Raw genomic sequence first — 21774 nt, 5'->3', positions numbered from 1 at the left:
TGCTTTCCGATGCTCGAACAGTACGTCAAAAAGATCCTCACCTCGCGCGTTTACGACGTTGCCGTAGAAACCCCATTGCAGACTGCCCGCCAGCTCTCCGAGCGGCTGGGCAACAGTATTTGGCTCAAGCGCGAAGACTTGCAGCCGGTGTTCTCGTTCAAGATTCGCGGCGCCTACAACAAGCTGACGCAGTTGAGCGATGAAGAGCGCGCTCGTGGCGTGGTCACCGCGTCGGCGGGCAACCACGCGCAGGGCCTGGCCCTGGCGGCCAAGGTGTTGGGTGTGAAGGCCACCATCGTGATGCCCAAGACCACCCCGGAAATCAAGGTCGAAGGCGTACGTTCGCGCGGCGGCAAAGTGGTGCTGCACGGTGATTCGTTCCCGGAAGCCCTGGCCTACTCGCTGAAACTGGTCGACGAAAAAGGCTACGTCTACATCCACCCTTACGACGATCCCCACACCATTGCCGGGCAGGGCACCGTGGCCATGGAGATTCTGCGCCAGCACCCCGGGCGTCTGGATGCGATTTTCGTCCCGGTGGGCGGCGGCGGCCTGATCGCCGGGATCGCGGCGTATGTGAAATACCTGCGCCCGGAAATCAAAATCATCGGCGTCGAGCCGGACGATTCCAACTGCCTGCAAGCGGCCATGGCGGCGGGCGAGCGCGTGGTGTTGCCGACCGTGGGTCTATTCGCCGACGGCGTGGCGGTGGCGCAGATCGGTCAGCACACCTTCGACATCTGCAAAGACTACGTCGATGACGTCATCACCGTCAGCACCGACGAAATCTGCGCCGCGATCAAGGACATCTACGACGATACCCGCTCGATCACTGAACCTGCCGGCGCCCTGGGCGTGGCCGGGATCAAGAAATACGTCGAACAGAATGGCGTCACCGGGCACACCTTTGTGGCCATCGACTCGGGAGCAAACGTCAACTTCGACCGCCTGCGCCACGTCGCCGAGCGCGCCGAACTGGGCGAAGGTCGTGAGGCGATTATCGCCGTGACCATCCCCGAGAAGCCGGGCAGCTTCAAGGCGTTCTGCGAAGCCATCGGCAAGCGCCAGATCACCGAATTCAACTACCGCTACAACACCGGCAGCGAAGCGCACATCTTCGTTGGCGTGCAGACGCATCCGGAAACCGACCCGCGCAGTGCGCTGATTGCCAGCCTCGGCGAGCAGGGATTCCCGGTGCTGGACCTGACCGATAACGAACTGGCCAAGTTGCACATTCGCCACATGGTGGGCGGTCGTGCGGCTCACGTGGTCGATGAAGTGATTCTGCGTTTCGAATTCCCGGAGCGTCCGGGTGCGCTGTTCAACTTCCTCAACAAGCTCGGCGGGCGCTGGAACATCTCGATGTTCCACTACCGCAACCACGGCGCCGCGGATGGTCGCGTGGTCGCGGGGCTGCAAGTGCCTCACGACGAACGTCATCTGGTGCCGGCTGCGCTGGAAGAAATCGGTTACCCGTACTGGGACGAAAGCGACAACCCGGCCTATCAGCTGTTTCTTGGCTGAGCGGCTACTCTGATGGGCAGGCTATAAGGAAATCGAACCATGGAAACGTTAACCGCCCTGAAAATGGCGCACACTGCGGCGACGGCCATATTGTTGGGCTGTGCGCTGGGCCTGGGGATATGGGTTTGGCAAACGCGGCGTAGTGGCGATGCGACTGCTGCAGCACGCACGCTACAGCGGCCACGAGTGTTTGTCTGGCTGTTGATGGGCCTGGCGTTGCTGAGCATGCCGTTCACCGGCTGGTGGATGGTGCATCTGGTGGGTTGGCCGCTGGGGCAGACCTGGTTGCTGGCGTCGAGTGTGCTTTACACCGTGGCGGCGTTGGGGTGGTTTTGGTTGTTGGTGCGGCTTAACAAGTTGCGCACTGCGCCGGGAGGCAGCGGTAAGTTCACCTTTGCCCTCGCACTGTTCAGCTTTGTTTGTTTTGTCGCGATTGCGGGATTGATGGGCGCCAAGCCTGTTTAACGCAGAATCTGTAGCAGCTGCCGAGGTACAAGGCTGCGATGGGCTGCGAAGCGGCCCCATGGGCGGTCCTGCGGACCGCAACGCAGCCTCGTACCTCGGCAGCTGCTACAGGCGATATCAGTCGCGCAACGACATTACCGGCCAACCACGCTTCTCGGCTTCGGCGCGCAGATTCGGATCAGGATCAACCGCCACCGGATTCGCCACCTGCTCCAGCAGCGGCAAATCATTCATCGAGTCGCTATAGAAGTAACTGTCTTCCAGCGAATACCCGGTCTCTTCCAGCCAACGATTCAACCGCGTGACCTTGCCTTCACGGAAGCACGGAACATCGGTGCTGCGTCCGGTATATCGGCCATCGACCATCTCGCACTCGGTGGCGATCAGGGTTTCAACGCCCAAACGCTCGGCAATGGGGCCTGTGACGAACCGGTTGGTCGCAGTGATGATCACCAGTTTGTCGCCGGCATCGCGGTGCTTCTTTAGCAGCTCAAGTCCCTTGGGCAACACAATCGGTTCGATGCAATCGCGCATGTAATCGCTGTGCCACTGACCCAGCGTGGCCATTTCGGTGCGGCCGAGGACTTCCAGGCAGAAGTTCAGATAGGCGTCGTTATCCAGCTTGCCGGCCAGGTAGTCCTGATAAAACTCGTCGTTGCGTGCCTTGTAGGCGACGGCGTCGAGGAAGCCGCGTTCGCACAGGTAATCGCCCCAGGCGTGGTCACTGTCGCCGCCCAAAAGCGTGTTGTCCAAGTCGAATAAAGCCAGCCGCATTGCAGTTACTCGCTGAAAAGTCTGTAGAAAGGCGTCCAGAATACGGACTTTTCACAAGAGTGCACATAAGGTAGGTCGGCTCGTTGCTGCCTTCACAACCTTTGTGGAACAATGCGGCGACATGCGTTTGCGAGGTTGTTGCCGTGATCGACCCCGATGGTTTCCGCCCCAATGTCGGGATCATTCTCACGAATGATGCCGGACAGGTGCTATGGGCTCGCCGTATCAATCAAGATGCCTGGCAGTTTCCACAGGGCGGGATCAACCCCCAGGAGACGCCGGAAGACGCCTTGTATCGCGAGTTGAACGAAGAAGTGGGTCTTGAGCGCGAAGATGTTGAAATTCTCGCCTGCACCCGGGGCTGGTTGCGCTATCGTTTGCCGCAACGTCTGGTCAGGACGCACAGCCAACCGCTGTGCATCGGCCAGAAACAGAAATGGTTTCTCCTGCGCCTGATCTCCAACGAGCAGCGGGTGCGGATGGATTTGACCGGTAAACCGGAGTTCGATGGCTGGCGCTGGGTCAGTTATTGGTATCCGTTGGGCCAGGTGGTGACATTCAAGCGCGAGGTGTATCGACGCGCTCTCAAAGAGCTTGCCCCGCGCCTTTTAACGCGCGACTGACGACGGAGTTCGACCCCGAGCCATGCTCAATACGCTGCGCAAGATCGTCCAGGAAGTTAACTCCGCCAAGGATCTCAAGGCGGCGTTGGGGATTATTGTGTTGCGCGTCAAAGAGGCCATGGGCAGCCAGGTCTGCTCGGTCTACCTGCTTGACCCTGAGACCAACCGCTTCGTGCTGATGGCCACCGAGGGCTTGAACAAGCGCTCGATCGGCAAAGTCAGCATGGCGCCCAACGAAGGTCTGGTCGGCCTGGTCGGCACGCGTGAAGAACCCCTGAACCTCGAAAACGCCGCGGATCACCCGCGCTACCGTTACTTCGCCGAGACCGGTGAAGAACGCTACGCCTCCTTCCTTGGGGCGCCGATCATTCACCACCGCCGCGTCGTCGGCGTGTTGGTCATTCAGCAAAAAGAACGCCGTCAGTTCGATGAAGGTGAAGAAGCCTTCCTCGTGACCATGAGCGCGCAGCTTGCCGGTGTAATCGCCCACGCCGAAGCCACCGGTTCGATCCGTGGCCTGGGCCGTCAGGGCAAAGGCATCCAGGAAGCCAAGTTCGTCGGCGTACCGGGCTCGCCGGGTGCGGCGGTCGGTACCGCAGTGGTCATGCTGCCGCCAGCCGATCTGGACGTGGTGCCCGACAAGACCATCACCGACATCGAGGCCGAGCTCGGCCTGTTCAAGACCGCCATCGAAGGCGTGCGCGCCGACATGCGCGCCTTGTCCGCCAAATTGGCCTCGCAGCTGCGCCCTGAAGAGCGGGCCTTGTTCGACGTCTACCTGATGATGCTCGCCGACGAGGCGCTGGGCAACGAAGTGACCACGGTGATCAAGACCGGTCAGTGGGCCCAGGGCGCGTTGCGCCAGGTGGTCACTGAACACGTCAACCGTTTTGAATTGATGGACGACGCCTACCTGCGTGAGCGCGCCTCGGACGTCAAGGACCTTGGTCGCCGCTTGCTCGCCTACTTGCAGGAAGAGCGCCAGCAGAATCTGGTCTACCCGGAAAAAACCATTCTGGTCAGCGAAGAGCTGACGCCGGCGATGCTTGGCGAGGTACCGGAAGGCACGCTGGTTGGTCTGGTTTCGGTCCTCGGCTCAGGCAACTCCCACGTCGCGATCCTCGCTCGGGCGATGGGCATTCCGACGGTGATGGGCCTGGTCGACCTGCCGTATGCCAAGGTCGACGGCATCGAATTGATCGTCGATGGCAATCGCGGCGAGGTCTACACCAACCCCAGCGATGTGCTGCGCAAGCAGTTCGCCGAGGTGGTGGAAGAAGAGAAACAACTGGCGCTCGGTCTTGATACCCTGCGCGACCTGCCATGCGTGACCCTCGATGGCCATCGCATGCCGCTGTGGGTCAACACCGGCCTGCTGGCGGACGTTGCACGCGCCCAGAAGCGTGGCGCCGAGGGCGTCGGTCTGTACCGCACCGAAGTGCCGTTCATGATCAACCAGAGGTTCCCGAGCGAAAAGGAGCAGCTGGCGATCTACCGCGAGCAACTCGCCGCGTTCCATCCGCAACCGGTGACCATGCGCAGCCTGGACATCGGCGGCGACAAGTCGCTGTCGTACTTCCCGATCAAGGAAGACAACCCGTTCCTCGGCTGGCGCGGCATTCGCGTCACCCTCGACCACCCGGAAATCTTCCTGGTGCAGACCCGCGCCATGCTCAAGGCCAGCGAAGGCCTGAACAACCTGCGGATTCTGCTGCCGATGATCTCCGGCACCCACGAACTCGAAGAAGCCCTGCACCTGATTCACCGGGCCTGGGGCGAGGTGCGCGACGAAGGCACCGACGTGCCGATGCCGCCGATTGGCGTGATGATCGAGATTCCGGCGGCTGTTTATCAGACCAAGGAACTGGCGCGGCAAGTGGACTTCCTGTCGGTCGGCTCCAACGACCTGACCCAGTACCTGCTGGCGGTGGACCGGAACAACCCGCGTGTCGCCGACCTTTACGACTACCTGCACCCGGCAGTGCTGCAAGCGTTGCAGAACGTGGTGCGCGATGCCCATGCCGAAGGCAAGCCTGTGAGTATCTGCGGCGAAATGGCTGGTGATCCGGCGGCTGCGGTGTTGTTGATGGCGATGGGCTTCGACAGCCTGTCGATGAACGCCACCAACCTGCCGAAAGTGAAGTGGATGCTGCGTCAGATCAACCTGAGCAAGGCCAAGGAATTGCTGGCCGAGCTGATGACCATCGACAACCCGCAAGTTATCCACAGCTCGCTGCAACTGGCGCTGAAGAACCTCGGGTTGGCGAAGATGGTCAATCCGGCTGCGGTCAAAGCCCTCTAAAACGCTGATGGCCCTGTGGCGAGGGAGCTTGCTCCCGCTGGACTGCGTAGCAGTCCCATTTTTTGGGGCCGCTTCGCAGCCCAGCGGGAGCAAGCTCCCTCGCCACAATTTATTGCCAGACTGTCAGATCTTTATCTCCACCTCCCCCAAATGCCCCCCATACGGCCCGAAACTCCTTTCGACCATATGCCGTGTGCCATCCGCCTGAACAATCAGCGCCGTACTCGCCCGCGTCCCGTACGTGGGACTGGCAATAAACACACTCGACAACAACGTCTCGGTCGCCAACCCCACCCCGGTATCCGGCAACTCGGCAAACGGCGCCGTCTGCGGATCATTCAACAGCGCCAGTAACGCCTCTGGCTGCGGATCCTCCAGCACTTCCTCCAGCGCCGCCCGCGCCTTGAGCAGTTTCGGCCACGGCGTGTCCAGCCCGGCGTTCGACAACCCATACACCCCGGGTGGCAGCATCACTGCCTCAGACGCCCGCGCATTGAAGTGCCACAGTTCGTTTGCATTACCGATCAGCAGGTTAAATCCAGCATATTCCAGCGATCGTCGGACAACGTCGCTTAAGTAATCATCAATTGGCATGTCGCCCAAGAGAAAACCTGCCACCAGCTCACCTCGGGATTTTCGCGACGGTGGCTGATGCGGATCACGAATATTGGTCAGCGCAGCGAAGCGCCCATTGGCCCCGATTCCGAGCCAGGTGCCGCCGGCCTCCAGGTCGCGACCGGCATGGACTTGAGGCGCTTCGGGCCATTGCGCCAAGGGCAGACTGGGTCGGGCATAAAATTCGTCGCGGTTGGCCGCCACGATCAGCGGCTGGGCGTGGCCCGGTCGCCAGGCAAAAACAATCAGGCACATAAGGTGGTCCTTGTGTGTTTTTTGCTCACTCTACGCAGTCGTCGCCTGTCGATCCATTGCCATCCGCAGTGGAGCCTGAGGCCACGCATCCGTTACCATGCCGCTCCGGTTTTGGCTAAGCATTGGGATCGTCCATGGAATTTCTGCTCTATCTGGCGCTGGGCGCCTGCGCAGGCGTGCTGGCCGGGCTGTTCGGGGTTGGTGGCGGGATCATCATCGTCCCGGTGCTGGTGTTCAGTTTCACCTTGCAGGGCTTTGACGCTTCGATCCTGACCCACCTGGCGGTCGGCACGTCCCTGGCGACGATCATCTTTACGTCGGTCAATGCGGTCCGCGAGCATCAGCGTCGCGGCGCGGTGCGTTGGCCGATATTCGTGTGGATGACCGTTGGCATTCTGATGGGCGCCGGTTTCGGTGCGCTGACGGCCGAAGCGATCTCCGGCCCGAACCTGCAGAAAGTCATCGGTGTGTTTGCGCTGATCATCGCCGTGCAACTGGCGCTGGACGTCAAACCCAAGGCCAGCCGAACGGTGCCCGGCAAACTCGGGCTCACCGTGGCCGGCAGTGTGATTGGCTGGGCCTCGGCGATTTTCGGGATTGGCGGCGGCTCGTTGACCGTGCCGTTCCTGACCTGGCGCAGCGTGCCGATGCAGCAAGCGGTGGCGACTTCTTCGGCCTGCGGTCTGCCCATCGCCTTGGCCAGTGCATTAAGTTTCATGATTCTGGGCTGGCACGATCCCTTGCTGCCGGCCCATAGTCTCGGTTTTATTTATTTGCCGGCGCTGCTGGGGATTGCCCTGACCAGCATGTTTTTCGCTCGCATCGGCGCACGACTGGCCCACAGGCTGTCGCCGAAGTTGCTGAAAAGGCTGTTCGCCGCTTTGCTGTTCTGCGTAGGCCTGAGCTTCTTGCTCTAGCTCGCAATGCTGGCTTAATCCTGAGGTGGCAGCGTCGCCCGGGAATTCTGGTTTCAACTTAACAAGGAGTCGCAATGCTGCCTTACCCGCAGATCGACCCGGTGGCCCTGGCCATCGGTCCGCTGAAAATCCACTGGTACGGTCTGATGTACCTGATCGGCATCGGCGGCGCCTGGCTGCTGGCATCGCGCCGGCTCAACCGCTTCGACCCGACCTGGACCAAGGAGAAGCTCTCCGACATGGTCTTCTGGATGTCGATGGGCGTTATCGTCGGCGGACGCCTGGGCTATGTGCTGTTTTACGATCTGCACGCTTACCTGGCCAACCCGACGCTGATTTTCGAAGTCTGGAAGGGCGGCATGTCGTTCCATGGCGGCTTCATCGGCGTGATGCTGGCGGCGTTGTGGTTCGGCAAGAAGAACAACAAGTCGTTCTTCCAGCTGATGGACTTTGTCGCGCCGATGGTGCCGATCGGCCTGGGCGCCGGGCGTATCGGCAACTTCATCAACGCCGAGTTGTGGGGCAAGGCGACCGACGTGCCGTGGGCCATGATCTTCCCGCCGTTCAGCGACCCGGCGCAGCTGCCGCGTCACCCCTCGCAGCTGTATCAGTTCGCCCTGGAAGGCGTGGCGCTGTTCGCCATTCTCTGGCTGTTCTCACGCAAGCCGCGGCCGACCATGGCGGTGTCCGGGATGTTTGCCCTGTTCTACGGCATCTTCCGTTTCATTGTGGAATTCGTCCGTGTACCGGACGCGCAACTGGGCTATCTGGCCTGGAACTGGCTGACCATGGGCCAGGTACTGTGCGTACCGATGATCGTCGGCGGGCTGTTCCTGATATGGCTGGCGTATCACCGCGCCCCGGCGACTCCGGCGGCCGCTGTATAAATTCGAACCCCGGGGTGACGACCCCGGGTTCAAGGACACAGGTAACTCATGAAGCAATATCTCGAACTGGTCGCCCACGTCATCAAGAACGGCACCAAACAGGCCAACCGCACCGGCGTGAACACCATCAGCTTTCCGGGCGCGATGCTGCGTTATGACCTGAAAGAAGGTTTCCCGGCGATCACCACGCGCAAGATGGCCTTCAAATCGGCCATCGGCGAGATGTGCGGTTTCCTGCGTGGGGTGAACAACGCCGCCGAATTCCGTGCCCTGGGCTGCAAGGTCTGGGACCAGAACGCCAACGAAAACGCGCAGTGGCTGGCCAACCCGTTTCGTCAGGGTGAAGACGACCTCGGCGAAATCTACGGTGTGCAATGGCGCAAATGGCCAGCGTACAAGCAGATTCCGATCAGCAATAAAGCCGCCATCGAGCAGACCCTGAGCCAGGGTTATCGTCAGATCGCCGAAGGCGAAGAAGACGGGCAGGCCTACGTCGTTCTGTACAAGGCGATCGACCAGATCCGCCAGTGCGTGGACACCATCATCAAGGACCCGGGCAGCCGCCGGATCCTGTTCCACGGCTGGAATGTCGCGCAGCTCGATGAAATGGCCTTGCCGCCGTGCCACCTGCTGTACCAGTTCCACCCGAATGTCGAGACCAAGGAAATTTCCCTGACCCTCTACATCCGCTCCAACGACCTGGGCCTGGGCACGCCGTTCAACCTCACCGAAGGCGCCGCGCTGCTGAGCCTGATCGGTCGCCTCACCGGTTACACGCCGCGCTGGTTCACCTATTTCATCGGCGATGCCCACGTCTACGAGAACCATCTGGACATGCTCAACGAACAGCTCACGCGCGAGCCGTTCCCGATGCCGAAACTGGTGATCAGTGATCGTGTGCCGGAGTTTGCCAAGACCGGTGTTTACCAGCCGGAGTGGCTGGAGTTGATCGAGCCGGGTGATTTCTCGCTTGAGGGGTATCAGCACCATGCGCCGATGACCGCGCCGATGGCTGTCTGATCGTTTGGCGGGTAGGGCTTTTTTATTAGAAAAGGTTCTACCTGACTGTCATTTCTGACAGTAGGCGAACAAATGAGAGGGTGTTTGACTGATCACGAGGCCATCAGGCCGTGGTCAGCAACACCCTTTTTTTGTTTCTGGAGCCTTGTCATGAAAAACACTGCGGCCGGTGGAACTGTCGGCTTTTCGGAGAAACATTTCGGCACGAAGCTTCTGAGCACCGGGTTAACAGGAGTGCCGCTCATTGGCTGTGAAAGCCAGTCGGGGCTCTTTCATTTCATTCCGAGCCTGGATCCATGGGGGTGCGTGGTGCCCATGGAGATTTTCACCGGCGCACCTATCTTCGTCGATTCACTGCGTGTGGTCGTACCCGTAAACGATAGGGAATTTCAGATCGGCGATCAGGTTCATGTGCAATGGCAGGCGTTTGGCGGGACCGGGAACTGTTACCGGTCGCTATCCCAGCCGGCAGTGAGCTTCACCTCATTGCATTTTACTGTTCCCGATGAAACGGCCAGGCAGTTTGAAGGAGACCGGGTCGAGGTGATTTTTGTGATCGAAAGGGGGGCAATCACGCTACCTTCCGCATCGTTGTTCATGACGTTCGCCCCGGCACTGATTCAAACCGGACCTATTGCTATTGAGGGTGTCTCGGAGGGTGTTCTGGAGATTGATCAATACCCCGATGGCGTTTTTCTAATCATTCCAACGATTAAAAACCTGCGAACAAACAACGCCATTGAAGTGTCCTGGAAAAGTAGCGCGAATGGCGGGTCGGGCGGAGCCTGGCGGGACTATCAGCGCAAGTTGACGGTCAGTCCCGATTCACCCACCGGGTTTCGGATTGAGCCTTCTGTCTATCAGGGCCATCGGGGTGAGTCGGTTCATCTGTTCTGCAGCCTTTTCCTGGGTTCGGGCATGGTTCCGGGCATCAGTTACGGCATGGGGCCCCGAGGCACCCTGGAGTTCAAACTGGTCTAGTCGATTAGTATGGCGATGCTCGTAAACAGCACCCCGCGCCGATGGCGGTCGAAAGAACGACCACAGACCCTGTGGGAGCGAGCCTGCTCGCGATATAGGTAGTCCGTTCCTTTCTCTTCCATACTGACTTCGCTGGAAGTTCGCTGTCGGCGAGGAAGGAACATGCACCTGCGGGCTACGAATATGCTCGCGAAGCACTCGATGATTACGCCATCACCTTCGAGCCCACAGGTGCGCTTGCGCCCTCTAACGAATTCTCAGGGAAAGCCCGACACGGCTCTCTATATCGCCTTCGCTGGACGCAAGCATGCATGTCCCTGCATGTACTTTAGCGCCTGTGGAGGTGTTCCATGCAAACGCTCCTGTCTCAGAGGTTCACTGCTTATATCGGAATTGATTGGGCAGATGCCAAGCACGACATCTGTTTGCAGATAACTGGAGAGGCTCAGCGGAGTTTCGAGGTCATCGACCACAAGCCCGAGTCGATTGATCGCTGGGCCAAGTCGCTGCATCAACGTTACGGTGGCCCGATCGCGGTCGCCGTGGAGCTGAACAAAGGGCCACTGATAGCGGCTCTGCAAAAATATGAGTTTTTTTGTATCTTTCCGATCAATCCGAGCACCTTGGCCCGGCACCGTAAAACCTTCGTCCCCAGTGGCGCCAAGGATGATCCAACGGATGCTCAATGGGCGCTTGAGCTGTTGCTGAATCACCCAGAACGGTTTCCTCAACTGGTCCAGCAAAGCTCCGCCATGCGTTCGCTCGCCAGTCTGACCGAACATCGCCGTGGGCTGGTCGATGACCGGGTCAAGATCAGCAACCGTCTGGTCTGCATGCTCAAACAGTATTATCCGTTGGCTCTTGAGCTGTTTCATGACCATGACACGCTGGTTTTCTGTGAGTTTTTGGCGCGCTGGTCGACATTTGAAGTGCTTAAGCGCGCTCGGCCGGCCAGCGTTTTGAAGTTCCTTCACGCGCATAATGTTCGCCATGCTGAACTCAATCAGCAGCGTTTGGCGTTGATCACCAAAGCCATGCCGTTGACTGAAGATCCAGGCGTGGTCAGTCCTTCAGCGCTGTATGTGCTGGCCCTGGTCTCGCAACTGAAAGGGGTCATCACGGCGATCAAAGACTTTGATCTGGAGATCGAAAAAACCGCCAATACCCTGGCTGACTACCGCCTCTTCCAGGCCTTGCCCGGCGCGGGGCAGCAGCTTGCGCCACGGTTGATGGTGGCTTTTGGTGAGCAGCGAGATCGCTTCAAGGATGCCAGTTCGATGCAGCGATACGCCGGGATCGCACCGGTTACCGAACGTAGCGGCAAGAAAAAAGTCGTTCATTGGCGCTATCAATGCGCAACTTTTTTGCGCCAGACCTTTGTTGAGTGGGCTGCACACAGCATCAATCAATCGGTGTGGGCAGAAGCTTATTATCGCCAGCAAAGGGCCAAAGGCTGCTCTTACCAAGCCGCCCTCAGGGCCTTGGCGTTCAAGTGGATCCGGATCGTTTATCGGTGCTGGAAGACCAGCACCGTGTACGACGAAAAGGTTTATTTACAGGCCTTGCTCCGGCACGGCTCGCCGTTGACCAGCGAGCTGAACACAGCAAAATCGCGTTGACGGAAAGGCTCAGGGCGTGATGGCGGTCTTACAGTCAACATCGATGTTGAATGTGACGGCCTCATCGCGAGCAGGCTCACTCCCACATTTGGTTTTGCGGTGTGTTTAGTGGCCGTGACTGCGGCCAACGTGGGAATGCTCCACTTCTGTCGCCACAACCCCGCCGCTCACTTCCAACCGCTGCAAAATCCCGCACTGGTCAATCTCCGGCCCCTCGCCACAGCGTTGGCGCAGGTCGAGCAGTTGCACCTGCAACGCCATCAGCCCATCAATCCGCGCCTTCACGTGATGAATGTGCTCGTCGATCAGCGCATTCACGCTTTCGCACTGATCCTGCGGGCTGTCGCGCAAGGACAGCAGGCTGCGGATTTCCTCCAGCGTCATGTCGAGGGTGCGGCAATTGCGGATGAAGGTCAGGCGCTCAGCGTGGGCCTGGGTGTAGAGGCGGTAGTTGCCGTCGCTGCGGGCCGGTTCCGGCAGCAGGTTTTCGCGCTCGTAGTAGCGGATGGTTTCCACGGCGCAGTCGGTCAGTTTGGCCAGTTCTCCGATCTTCATCGCGACAATCTCCAAAAGGGTGCTTGACCCTATAGTGGCTACAGGGTCTTTACTTGGCAACAGGCACCTTCATGGACGCAACCTAATGAGCGATTCCCTTCACACCCACAAACCCGAGGCTGATCACGATCACGATCACGATCACGATCACGATCACGATCACAGCCACAAGCTGCAACCTGTGCAGAAACACGAGCATGGCGGCCACGGGGACTCTTGCTGTTCCTCAAAAGCGGCAGCGCCATCGCTGATCAAGTTGAGCGACAAGCCGACCGACGGCGCACGGCTGAGCAGTTTTCGCATCGACGCCATGGATTGCCCGACCGAGCAGACGCTGATCCAGAACAAACTGGGCAAGCTGGCGGGTGTGCAGCAACTGGAATTCAACCTGATCAATCGGGTACTGGGCGTGACCCATGACCTGCCGAGCACGGCGCCGATTATCGAGGCGATCAAGTCCCTGGGCATGGTGGCCGAACCGATGGAGCAAGGCACCGAAGCGCCCGCTCCAATACCCGAGAAAAAGCACTGGTGGCCCCTGGCGCTGTCCGGCGTGGGTGCGCTGGCTGCGGAAGTTATCCACTTCACCAACGCCGCACCGACGTGGGTGGTGGCAATCATCGCGCTGATTTCGATCCTCAGTGGCGGCCTCACCACGTACAAGAAAGGCTGGATCGCGCTCAAGAACCTCAACCTGAACATCAACGCGCTGATGAGCATCGCGGTGACCGGCGCTGTTCTGATCGGCCAATGGCCGGAAGCGGCGATGGTGATGTTCCTGTTCACCGTGGCCGAGTTGATCGAAGCCAAGTCGCTGGACCGGGCGCGCAACGCCATTGGCGGCCTGATGCAGATGACCCCGGAACAGGCCACGGTGCAGCAAGCCGACGGCAGTTGGGTCGAGCAAGACGTCAAAACCATTGAGCTCGGCGCGAGAGTGCGGGTACGTCCCGGCGAGCGGATTGGCCTGGACGGCGAAGTGGTGTCGGGCAGTTCGACCATCGATCAGGCACCGATCACCGGCGAAAGCCTGCCGATCGAGAAGACTGTGGGCGATAAAGTCTTCGCCGGCACCATCAATCAGGCGGGATCGCTGGAATACACCGTGACCGCCGCGGCCAACAATTCGACTCTGGCGCGGATCATCCATGCCGTGGAACAGGCCCAAGGCGCACGGGCGCCGACCCAGCGCTTCGTCGATCAGTTCTCGAAAATCTATACCCCGGTGGTGTTCCTGCTGGCTGTGGCCGTTGCAGTGATTCCGCCGCTGTTCATGGGCGCCGTCTGGTTTGACTGGATCTACCGGGCGCTGGTGTTGCTGGTGGTCGCTTGCCCATGCGCCTTGGTGATTTCCACCCCGGTGACCATCGTCAGCGGCCTCGCGGCGGCGGCGCGCAAAGGCATTTTGGTGAAGGGCGGTGTTTATCTGGAGGGCGGTTACAAGCTCGATTACCTGGCCCTGGACAAGACCGGCACCATTACTCACGGCAAACCGGTGCAGACCGATTATTTGTCGCTTGATCCAACCGCTGACGCAACCGCCCCGGCGATTGCAGCGGCACTGGCCGGGCGATCGGATCACCCGGTGTCGCTGGCCATCGCCAATGCGGCTGTGGATAAACAAGTGGCACCGCTGGTTGTGGATAACTTTGAGGCGCTGGCCGGCCGCGGCGTACGCGGCGAAATCAACGGTCAGGTCTACCATCTGGGCAATCACCGCTTGGTAGAAGAGCTGAACCTTTGCTCGCCCGAACTGGAGGAAAAGCTGTTTGCACTGGAAAAACAGGGCAAATCCGTGGTGCTGTTGCTCGACACATCCGGCCCGCTGGCGCTGTTCGCCGTGGCGGACACGGTCAAAGAGTCCAGCCGCGAAGCGATCCAGCAACTGCACGACCTGGGCATCAAAACCCTGATGCTGACCGGCGACAACGTCCACACCGCCCAAGCGATTGCCGCGCAAGTCGGCATCGACGAGGCCAAGGGCGATCTGCTGCCGACCGACAAGTTGCAAGCCATCGAAGCCCTTTATGCACAGGGGCATAACGTCGGCATGGTCGGCGACGGCATCAACGATGCGCCAGCACTGGCCCGGGCCGAGATCGGTTTCGCCATGGCCGCCGCCGGCACCGATACCGCCATCGAGTCCGCCGATGTCGCCCTGATGGACGACGATCTGCGCAAGATCCCTGCATTCATCCGCCTGTCGCGGCAGACGTCGCGCATCCTCAAACAGAACATCGCGCTCGCTTTGGTCATCAAGGCTATCTTTCTTGGGGTAACCTTCGCCGGGATCGCCACCATGTGGATGGCGGTGTTCGCCGATATGGGCGTGAGCCTGTTGGTGGTGTTCAACGGTTTGCGCCTGCTGCGCAAGTAAGCGAGAGGGACGGGTGTGCTGAGTGCCGAGCTGAAGGCGTTTTACATGGTTGCCCGTCTGGGCAGCATTACCCTGGCGGCGAAAAAGCTCGGCCTGAGTCAGCCCACGGTGACCACGCAGATCCGCAATCTGGAAAGTCAGTACTCCGTTGAACTGTTCTACCGTGGCGGCCGCCGCCTCAGTGTCAGCGAGGAAGGCGCGCGGCTGCTGCCGATGGTCAAGGCGTTGTTGCAGCAGGAAGCCGACATCGAGTTTTTCCTGCGCAACAGCGGCCAGGTCCAGGGCACGTTGCGCATCGCCGCCACGGCGCCGTATTACATCCTCGATCTGGTGAAGACCTTCCGCGAGCGCCTGCCGCAGGTGGAGGTTTCGGTGGAAATCGGCAACTCCCAGCAGGTGCTGGAGGCGCTGGAGGATTACCGGGTCGACGTCGCGGCGTCCTCGCAGTTGCTCGACGATGCGCGGCTGATTCGTCGGGTGCTCGGCAGCGATCCGCTGGTGTTGGCGGTGCATCGCAATCATCCGCTGGCGGTACACGATCATGTGTCGCTCAGTGCGCTGGCCGGGCATACGCTGTTGATGCGTGAGTCGGGCTCGACCACTCGGCGATTGACCGAAGAATTGTTGGCCAGCGCCGGGGTGAGTTTCGGGCCGTTGCTGGAGATAGGCAGCCGTGAATCGATTCGTGAGGCGGTGCTGCGCAACATCGGCATCAGCATCATCGCCCGGCAGGAAGTGCCGCATGATCCACAACTGCGCGTGCTGACGATTGAGAATGCGCCGCAGATTCCCGAGTATTTGTACTGCCTCAAGGAACGCAAAGGCGCGCGGCTGCCGGCGGCGTTTCTGGGATTGGCGCAGGAAATGGCCCCGGCGTAATGATCGTTCCCACGCTCCGCGTGGGAATGCTTCAACGGACGCTCCGCGTTCGGCTCTTGATGGGACGCGGAGCGTCCCGGGCTACATTCCCACGCGGAGCGTGGGAACGATCGGCGGTGGACCCAAATCCTTGAATACCACTATCAGCCATTTTTGCCTCACTGCCACATGACGTACGCATTACATCCCTAGGATGGCTTCATCTGCTTGATGAGGCCCGTCCATGAACCACTCGATCGCAACTGCCCTGACCAACCCCGGCGCCCCGATGAAAGTGCGCGGCGTGCAGAAACGCTTTGGCGCTTTCACCGCGCTGGATAATGTTTCCCTCGACGTGGCGGCCGGTGAGCTGGTGTGCCTGCTGGGCCCGTCGGGCTGTGGCAAGACCACCTTGCTGCGCTGCATCGCCGGTCTGGAGAAACAAGACAGCGGCGAGTTGTACCTCGGCGATCGCGACGTTTCGCACCTGGCACCCCAGGCGCGGGACTACGGCATTCTCTTCCAGTCCTACGCGCTGTTCCCCAATCTCACCGTCGAAGCGAACATTGCCTACGGCCTCGCCGGCAGTGGTCGCGATGAAGTGCGCAAGCGCGTGGGTCAGATGCTGGAGCTGGTCGGTCTGATCGGCAGCGAGAAAAAGTACCCCGGCCAACTCTCCGGCGGCCAACAGCAACGTGTCGCACTGGCGCGGGCATTGGCGCCAGCGCCTTCGTTGTTGCTGCTCGACGAACCGATGTCGGCCCTCGACGCCCGCGTTCGCGAACATCTATGCACCGAACTGCGTCAACTGCAGCGCAACCTCGGCATCACCACGCTGATGGTCACCCACAATCAGGACGAGGCCATGTTGATGGCCGACCGCATCGCCGTGATGAACAACGGCAAGGTCGAGCAGTACGCCACGCCGCAGGAAATCTACGACCGCCCGGCGACACCGTTTGTGGCGGAGTTTGTCGGCCAGGGCAACTGGCTGCCCTTCAGCCGCAGCAGCGACAGCCACGCCCAGGTCGGCGGGATGAGCATGCGCCTGGCGGATGGCAGCGCTAAAACCACGTCCGGCCGTCTGTTCTGCCGCCCGGAAGCGATCAACGTCAACCCGCTGGTGCATGAAGAAAACCTGTTCCCGGCCAAGGTCCGCGAGATCACCTTCCTCGGCAACCGTTGCCGCATGAGCTTCGAACTCGATCAACTGCCCGGCCACGCATTGCTGGCGGAACTCGCGCCGGAAGCGATGCCGCGTCTTGGCGCGCAGCAGATCATGGTCGCCTTGCCACCGCGCAGCCTGCAGGTGTTTGCCTGATGAGCGCGAACATCGCGCTGCCGATACCGCACAAGCAGGTTCGGCAGACCTCCCGTGCCGAGATCGGCGACCGGGTGTTCGTGGTCGGCGGCAAAGTCCTTTTACTGGTGCTGCTCGGCATCGCGGTGTTGATGCCGTTGCTGGCGATCTTCTGGCGTGGCTTCAGTTCTGAAGCGGGGCAGGGCGGTGGTCTGGTCGCGGCTCGCGAACTGGTGACCAGTGCGAACTTCCATTGGTTGCTCGGCAATAGCCTGAAAGTTTCCCTCAGCGTTGCGGCGATAGTCGTACCGCTGGCTTATCTGTTTGCCTACGCGCTGCAACGCACGTTGATCCCCGGCAAAGGTATCTGGCGCGGGATGTCGTTGTTGCCGCTGATGGCGCCGTCGATGTTGCCGGGCATTGCGCTGGTGTATCTGTTCGGCAACCAAGGCATGTTGCGCGGTTTGCTCTCGGACAATATTTACGGCTTCTGGGGCATTGTCCTCGGCGAGGTCATCTACACCTTCCCACACGCACTGATGATTCTTCTGTCGGCGCTTTCCCTGGCGGATGCGCGACTGTTCGATGCCGCTTCCAGCATGGGTGCCAGCCCCGCGAAAGCCTTTCGCAGCATCACCTGGCCGGCGACCCGTCAGGCGGTGTTCGCGGCGTTCTGTCTGGTCTTCACCCTGACCATCACCGACTTCGGCGTGCCCGTGGTGGTCGGTGGCGACTATCAAGTGCTGGCGCTGGAAGCCTACAAGGCTGTGGTCGGTCAGCAACAGTTCGGTCGCGGCGCGTTGATCGGCATGGTGCTGTTGCTGCCGGCGCTGTTCAGTTTTGCGGTCGATGCCTGGTTGCGTCGGCGTCATGGCGACTCCATGAGCGGCCGGGCCCAGGTGTTTCAACCGGCTCCGTCGAAGCTGCGGGACGGCTGCTACCTGGCCATCGTGCTGCTGATCTGCGCGGTGTTGCTGCTGGTGTTCGGCATGGCGGTGTTCTCCTCGCTGGTGAAATTCTGGCCGTACAACCTGTCGCTGTCGCTCAACCACTACCAGTTCAACGACACGGCGGGCGGCGGCTGGCTGGCCTACGGCAACAGCGTGAAGATGGCTTTGTGCACAGCGTTGATCGGCAGCGTGCTGATCTTCACCGGCGCCTACCTGATGGAAAAAACCAAAGGCCAGCGCGGACTGAACCTGACCCTGCGCATGCTCAGTTTCGTACCGATGGCGGTGCCGGGTCTGGTGCTGGGCCTGGGTTATGTCTTCTTCTTCAACCTCACCGGCAACCCGCTGCATGTGCTCTACGGAACCATGACCCTGCTGGTGGTCTGCACGATTGCTCACTATTTGACCACCGCGCAAATGACGGCGACCACGGCGTTGCGTCAACTCGACGCCGAGTTCGAAGCCGCCGCGCTGTCGCTCAAGGCGCCGCTGTATCGGCACTACCTGCGGGTCACCGTGCCGATCTGCCTGCCGGCGTTGCTGGACATCGTGCGCTACCTGTTCGTCTCGGCGATGACCACCGTTTCGGCGGCGATCTTCCTCTACAGCCCCGACACCATCCTCGCGGCGGTGGCGGTGCTGAACATGGATGACGCCGGCAATGTCGGCGGCGCGGCGGCGATGTCGACCCTGATTCTGTTCACCTCGGCGGGCGTGTCCCTGCTGCTGGCCTGGGCTTCGCGCGGTTTGCTGCGCCGCTCCCAGGCCTGGCGGCAGACCGCGCCTGGCCACTGATTCACACCCTCAACTCACAAGACAGGAAACCGATCATGTTCAAGCCTATGGCCCTGGCCGCTGCTGTGCTCGCTACTTTCAGCCTGAACGCCTTCGCAGCGCAAACCGAGTTGACGGTGTACACCGCCCTCGAAGCCGAACAGCTGAAGACCTATAAAGAAGCCTTCGAAAAGGCCAACCCGGACATCGAGATCAAGTGGGTACGCGACTCCACCGGGATCATCACTGCGAAACTGCTGGCCGAAAAAGCCCGTCCACAGGCTGATGCAGTCTGGGGCCTGGCGGCGTCGAGCCTGGCGATCCTCGATCAGCAAGGCATGCTGCAAAGCTACGCGCCAAAGGACTTGGGCAAGATCGGCGGCAACTACCGCGATGCGGCCAACCCGCCAGCCTGGGTCGGTATGGACGTCTGGGCCGCGACCATTTGCTTCAACACTGTCGAAGCCGAAAAACAGGGTTTGACCAAGCCTGTGAGCTGGCAGGATCTGACCAAGTCTGAGTACAAAGGCAAAATCGTGATGCCGAACCCGGCCTCGTCCGGCACCGGTTTCCTCGACGTCAGCGCCTGGCTGCAAACCTTCGGCGAGAAGCAGGGCTGGCAGTACATGGACGACCTGCACCAGAACATCGGCCAGTACGTTCACTCCGGTTCCAAGCCTTGCAAACTGGCGGCGGCGGGTGAGTTCCCGATCGGTATTTCCTTCGAGTACCCGGCCGTTCAGTTGAAGCGCCAGGGTGCACCGCTGGACATCATCCTGCCGAAGGAAGGCCTGGGCTGGGAGATCGAAGCGACCGCTGTGATCAAGGGCACACCGCACGAAGAGGCGGCGAAGAAACTGGCTGACTTCTCGGCAAGTCCGGCGGCGATGGATTTGTACAAAGAGAACTTTGCTGTCCTTGCACAGCCTGGCATCGCCAAACCGCAGACCGAATTGCCGGCGGATTATGAGCAGCGTTTGATCAAGAACGACTTTGCCTGGGCGTCGAAGAATCGTGACGAGATCCTGACCGAGTGGCGCAAGCGTTATGACGGCAAGTCCGAGAAAGTGGCTGCCAAGTAACTGACACCGATCGTTCCCACGCTCTGCGTGGGAATGAATCCCGTGACGCTCTGCGTCACAGTGGACGCGGAGCGTCCATGGCTGCATTCCCACGCAGAGCGTTGGAACGATCATTGGGGGAACTTCATGACACAACACAACGACATGCTGATCGTAGGCGCCGGCATTCTTGGCCTGTCCCACGCCTACGCCGCTGCCAGACGCGGTCTCAAAGTCACGGTTTTCGAACGCAGCGAAACCCCGCTCGGCGCCTCGGTCCGCAACTTCGGCCAGGCCCTCGTCACCGGCCAGCCACCGGGCCCGATGCTCGAACTGGCCAGAGCCAGCCGCGAGATCTGGGGCCAATGGGCACAACGGGCCGGCCTGCAACTCAAGCGCAACGGCTCGTACCTGTTTGCCCGCAGCGAAGCCGAAGAACACTTGCTGGAAGCCTTCTGCGCCGGCCGCGCCGTGGAACACGGTTACCGCGTCGACCTGCTGCGCGGCGCTGCATTGCGCGATCTGTACGGCGGGCAGTTCAGCCATCACCGCGCCGCGTTGCACGGTATGGACGATCAGCAACTGTATTCGCGCGAAGCGATTCCGGCGTTGATCGACTACCTGCGCCGCGACCTCGGCGTCGAGTTTCACTTCTCCACGTTGGTGCGCGACATCGAGCCGGGTCGCCTGCACAGCACCGCCGGTACTTTCAGCGCCGAGCAGATCATCGTCTGTTCCGGTCATGACTATCAGACGTTGCTGGCCGAGCCGATTGCCGCGCTCAACCCGCAAGTCTGTCGCCTGCAAATGCTCCGCGCCCGACCGCAGGTCAACCTCAACTTGCAGCACGCGTTGCTCACCGGTTTGAGCTGCGTGCACTACGGTGCCTTCGCTGATCTGCCGGAAGCGGCGGCAGTGCAGGCGCAAATCCTGCGCGAGGAACCGCACCTGCATGAAAACGGCATCCACCTGCTGATCAGCCCGACGCCTTACGGCGAATTGATCATCGGCGACTCCCACCATTACGGCAGCGATCCGTCGCCGTTCAATGCCGAGCAAGTGGACAGCTGGATGATCGAGCTCGCTGAACAAACCCTGGCTTGCAAGGTGCAAGTGGTCGAGCGCTGGCAGGGTGTCTATGGTTCACGTGGGCCAGGGCCGTTCTCGTTCTTGCGTCCTGCGCCAGGTGTGAGCGTGGCGCTGATGCACACCGGGGTCGGCATGAGTGTCGGGCCGGCGATGGCCGAACGTAATGTCGCTCAAGTGTTGGGGGAAGATTGATGGCGCGTCATGAACAAGTGATTGCCGAGGTGTTCGGTTTGTACGAGCGCTTTGGCGACAGCGATTACATCGGCGAGCCGGTGTCGCAGATCGAGCACATGTCCCAGGCGGCTGAGCTGGCCATGGCTGAGGGCTTCGATGATGAAGTGGTGCTGGCCGCGTTCTTCCATGACATCGGCCATATCTGTGGCGAGAGCGCCGAGAACATGGGCGGTTTCGGCGTGGTCAGCCACGAGCGTCTGGGCGCCGATTACTTGCGTCGAGCCGGTTTCAGCGAGCGCATGGCGCGGCTGGTGGAATACCACGTTCAGGCCAAGCGTTACCTGACGCTCAAAGAGCCCGGGTACTACGAGCGCTTGAGCGAAGCCAGCCGCCGGACCCTGGAATATCAGGGCGGGGTGATGACGCCTGCCGAGGCTGAAGCCTTCGAACAGGATCCGTTGTGCGAAGTCAGTTTGCGCATGCGGCAGTGGGATGAGTTGGCCAAGGAGATGTGGGTGCCGGTGATTGATCTTGGGGTCTTGAAGGAAAAGGCGTTGCGCCTCCTAGCCGCATGATCGTTCCCACGCTCTGCGTGGGAATGCCTCAAGGGACGCTCTGCGTCCAGTGACGCGGAGCGTCACGGGCTGCATTCCC

General features: G+C 60.7%; 19 protein-coding genes. 16 read left to right on the top strand and 3 right to left on the bottom strand.

All coding sequences use genetic code 11. The features are described 5' to 3' along the window. The first annotated feature begins 9 nt into the window (after positions 1 to 9). Positions 10 to 1524 carry a threonine ammonia-lyase, biosynthetic gene (gene ilvA / locus ACYZT8_RS28275; protein WP_461977618.1) on the top strand — a complete coding sequence of 505 codons (1515 nt, stop codon included), beginning with the start codon at positions 10 to 12 and terminating at the stop codon, positions 1522 to 1524. 39 nt (positions 1525 to 1563) lie between these two features. Then, entirely contained in the window at positions 1564 to 1989 is a 426-nt protein-coding gene (locus ACYZT8_RS28270; protein ID WP_461977616.1) for a DUF2269 domain-containing protein, read from the top strand. A 117-nt stretch (positions 1990 to 2106) separates the two neighbouring features. Here ACYZT8_RS28270 and ACYZT8_RS28265 read toward each other — a convergent pair whose 3' ends face one another. Next, positions 2107 to 2763, bottom strand: coding sequence for a histidinol-phosphatase (locus ACYZT8_RS28265; RefSeq protein ID WP_461977614.1), 657 nt, complete (start codon positions 2761 to 2763; stop codon positions 2107 to 2109). A 143-nt stretch (positions 2764 to 2906) separates the two neighbouring features. On the opposite strand from ACYZT8_RS28265, the gene ACYZT8_RS28260 reads away from it, so the two are divergent. Further along, positions 2907 to 3386: an RNA pyrophosphohydrolase gene (locus tag ACYZT8_RS28260; protein ID WP_007945562.1), complete on the top strand. Its 480-nt coding sequence runs from the start codon at positions 2907 to 2909 to the stop codon at positions 3384 to 3386. A gap of 22 nt (positions 3387 to 3408) precedes the next feature. After that, positions 3409 to 5688 (top strand): phosphoenolpyruvate--protein phosphotransferase, encoded by a 2280-nt coding sequence (ptsP, locus tag ACYZT8_RS28255; protein ID WP_461977612.1) that lies wholly within the window; start codon positions 3409 to 3411, stop codon positions 5686 to 5688. Between the two features lie 123 nt (positions 5689 to 5811). On the opposite strand, the gene ACYZT8_RS28250 is transcribed toward ptsP, so the two are convergent. Continuing rightward, positions 5812 to 6558: an NRDE family protein gene (locus ACYZT8_RS28250; protein ID WP_461977610.1), complete on the bottom strand. Its 747-nt coding sequence runs from the start codon at positions 6556 to 6558 to the stop codon at positions 5812 to 5814. A gap of 134 nt (positions 6559 to 6692) precedes the next feature. Here ACYZT8_RS28250 and ACYZT8_RS28245 point away from each other — a divergent pair, with 134 nt between their 5' ends. From ACYZT8_RS28245 to ACYZT8_RS28225, 5 genes are all read left to right on the top strand, one after another. Next, on the top strand, positions 6693 to 7475 hold the full coding sequence (locus ACYZT8_RS28245; RefSeq protein ID WP_461977608.1) for a sulfite exporter TauE/SafE family protein: 783 nt from the start codon (positions 6693 to 6695) through the stop codon (positions 7473 to 7475). Between the two features lie 74 nt (positions 7476 to 7549). After that, positions 7550 to 8362, top strand: coding sequence for a prolipoprotein diacylglyceryl transferase (gene lgt, locus ACYZT8_RS28240; RefSeq protein WP_109635668.1), 813 nt, complete (start codon positions 7550 to 7552; stop codon positions 8360 to 8362). A 48-nt stretch (positions 8363 to 8410) separates the two neighbouring features. Then, on the top strand, positions 8411 to 9382 hold the full coding sequence (locus ACYZT8_RS28235) for a thymidylate synthase (RefSeq protein ID WP_461977606.1): 972 nt from the start codon (positions 8411 to 8413) through the stop codon (positions 9380 to 9382). Positions 9383 to 9532: 150 nt separating this feature from the next. Beyond that, entirely contained in the window at positions 9533 to 10363 is an 831-nt protein-coding gene (locus ACYZT8_RS28230) for a hypothetical protein (RefSeq protein ID WP_461977604.1), read from the top strand. Between the two features lie 350 nt (positions 10364 to 10713). Then, complete coding sequence (locus ACYZT8_RS28225) at positions 10714 to 11982, top strand: IS110 family RNA-guided transposase (protein WP_461977602.1); 1269 nt, start codon at positions 10714 to 10716, stop codon at positions 11980 to 11982. 105 nt (positions 11983 to 12087) lie between these two features. Here ACYZT8_RS28225 and cadR read toward each other — a convergent pair whose 3' ends face one another. Next, the gene (cadR, locus tag ACYZT8_RS28220) at positions 12088 to 12537 is read right to left on the bottom strand and encodes a Cd(II)/Pb(II)-responsive transcriptional regulator (RefSeq protein ID WP_461977600.1); all 450 of its coding nucleotides are present in this window, start codon (positions 12535 to 12537) and stop codon (positions 12088 to 12090) included. An 85-nt stretch (positions 12538 to 12622) separates the two neighbouring features. On the opposite strand from cadR, the gene ACYZT8_RS28215 reads away from it, so the two are divergent. The 7 genes from ACYZT8_RS28215 (at position 12623) to ACYZT8_RS28185 (ending at position 21695) form a co-directional block, all read left to right on the top strand. Next, entirely contained in the window at positions 12623 to 14914 is a 2292-nt protein-coding gene (locus ACYZT8_RS28215; RefSeq protein WP_461977598.1) for a heavy metal translocating P-type ATPase, read from the top strand. A gap of 15 nt (positions 14915 to 14929) precedes the next feature. Continuing rightward, positions 14930 to 15793: a LysR family transcriptional regulator gene (locus tag ACYZT8_RS28210; protein ID WP_461977596.1), complete on the top strand. Its 864-nt coding sequence runs from the start codon at positions 14930 to 14932 to the stop codon at positions 15791 to 15793. Positions 15794 to 16016: 223 nt separating this feature from the next. After that, positions 16017 to 17093 (top strand): putative 2-aminoethylphosphonate ABC transporter ATP-binding protein, encoded by a 1077-nt coding sequence (locus ACYZT8_RS28205; RefSeq protein WP_461977594.1) that lies wholly within the window; start codon positions 16017 to 16019, stop codon positions 17091 to 17093. Beyond that, the gene (locus tag ACYZT8_RS28200) at positions 17093 to 18817 is read left to right on the top strand and encodes a putative 2-aminoethylphosphonate ABC transporter permease subunit (protein ID WP_461977592.1); all 1725 of its coding nucleotides are present in this window, start codon (positions 17093 to 17095) and stop codon (positions 18815 to 18817) included. Before ACYZT8_RS28205 ends, ACYZT8_RS28200 begins: the two co-directional genes overlap by 1 nt. A gap of 35 nt (positions 18818 to 18852) precedes the next feature. After that, positions 18853 to 19878, top strand: a complete 1026-nt coding sequence (locus tag ACYZT8_RS28195) for a putative 2-aminoethylphosphonate ABC transporter substrate-binding protein (protein ID WP_461977590.1) — start codon at positions 18853 to 18855, stop codon at positions 19876 to 19878. Between the two features lie 126 nt (positions 19879 to 20004). Further along, positions 20005 to 21138, top strand: a complete 1134-nt coding sequence (locus tag ACYZT8_RS28190; protein WP_461977588.1) for a TIGR03364 family FAD-dependent oxidoreductase — start codon at positions 20005 to 20007, stop codon at positions 21136 to 21138. Beyond that, a complete protein-coding gene (locus tag ACYZT8_RS28185) occupies positions 21138 to 21695 on the top strand; it encodes a phosphonate degradation HD-domain oxygenase (protein WP_461977587.1) in 558 nt (185 codons plus the stop codon). Before ACYZT8_RS28190 ends, ACYZT8_RS28185 begins: the two co-directional genes overlap by 1 nt. Positions 21696 to 21774: the final 79 nt, after the last annotated feature.

This window comes from Pseudomonas sp. LB3P93 (assembly GCF_054898025.1).
Note: the sequence above shows the minus strand (reverse complement) of the source record. Positions and strands in the feature narration are given on the sequence as shown.

Coding starts and splice junctions, on each gene's coding strand:
- ilvA (WP_461977618.1), top strand. CDS start 10: ATGCTCGAACAGTACGTCAAAAAGATCCTCACCTCGCGCGTTTACGAC.
- ACYZT8_RS28195 (WP_461977590.1), top strand. CDS start 18,853: ATGTTCAAGCCTATGGCCCTGGCCGCTGCTGTGCTCGCTACTTTCAGC.
- ACYZT8_RS28185 (WP_461977587.1), top strand. CDS start 21,138: ATGGCGCGTCATGAACAAGTGATTGCCGAGGTGTTCGGTTTGTACGAG.
- lgt (WP_109635668.1), top strand. CDS start 7,550: ATGCTGCCTTACCCGCAGATCGACCCGGTGGCCCTGGCCATCGGTCCG.
- ACYZT8_RS28250 (WP_461977610.1), bottom strand. CDS start 6,558: ATGTGCCTGATTGTTTTTGCCTGGCGACCGGGCCACGCCCAGCCGCTG.
- cadR (WP_461977600.1), bottom strand. CDS start 12,537: ATGAAGATCGGAGAACTGGCCAAACTGACCGACTGCGCCGTGGAAACC.
- ACYZT8_RS28200 (WP_461977592.1), top strand. CDS start 17,093: ATGAGCGCGAACATCGCGCTGCCGATACCGCACAAGCAGGTTCGGCAG.
- ACYZT8_RS28215 (WP_461977598.1), top strand. CDS start 12,623: ATGAGCGATTCCCTTCACACCCACAAACCCGAGGCTGATCACGATCAC.
- ptsP (WP_461977612.1), top strand. CDS start 3,409: ATGCTCAATACGCTGCGCAAGATCGTCCAGGAAGTTAACTCCGCCAAG.
- ACYZT8_RS28230 (WP_461977604.1), top strand. CDS start 9,533: ATGAAAAACACTGCGGCCGGTGGAACTGTCGGCTTTTCGGAGAAACAT.
- ACYZT8_RS28245 (WP_461977608.1), top strand. CDS start 6,693: ATGGAATTTCTGCTCTATCTGGCGCTGGGCGCCTGCGCAGGCGTGCTG.
- ACYZT8_RS28205 (WP_461977594.1), top strand. CDS start 16,017: ATGAACCACTCGATCGCAACTGCCCTGACCAACCCCGGCGCCCCGATG.
- ACYZT8_RS28270 (WP_461977616.1), top strand. CDS start 1,564: ATGGAAACGTTAACCGCCCTGAAAATGGCGCACACTGCGGCGACGGCC.
- ACYZT8_RS28235 (WP_461977606.1), top strand. CDS start 8,411: ATGAAGCAATATCTCGAACTGGTCGCCCACGTCATCAAGAACGGCACC.
- ACYZT8_RS28225 (WP_461977602.1), top strand. CDS start 10,714: ATGCAAACGCTCCTGTCTCAGAGGTTCACTGCTTATATCGGAATTGAT.
- ACYZT8_RS28190 (WP_461977588.1), top strand. CDS start 20,005: ATGACACAACACAACGACATGCTGATCGTAGGCGCCGGCATTCTTGGC.
- ACYZT8_RS28265 (WP_461977614.1), bottom strand. CDS start 2,763: ATGCGGCTGGCTTTATTCGACTTGGACAACACGCTTTTGGGCGGCGAC.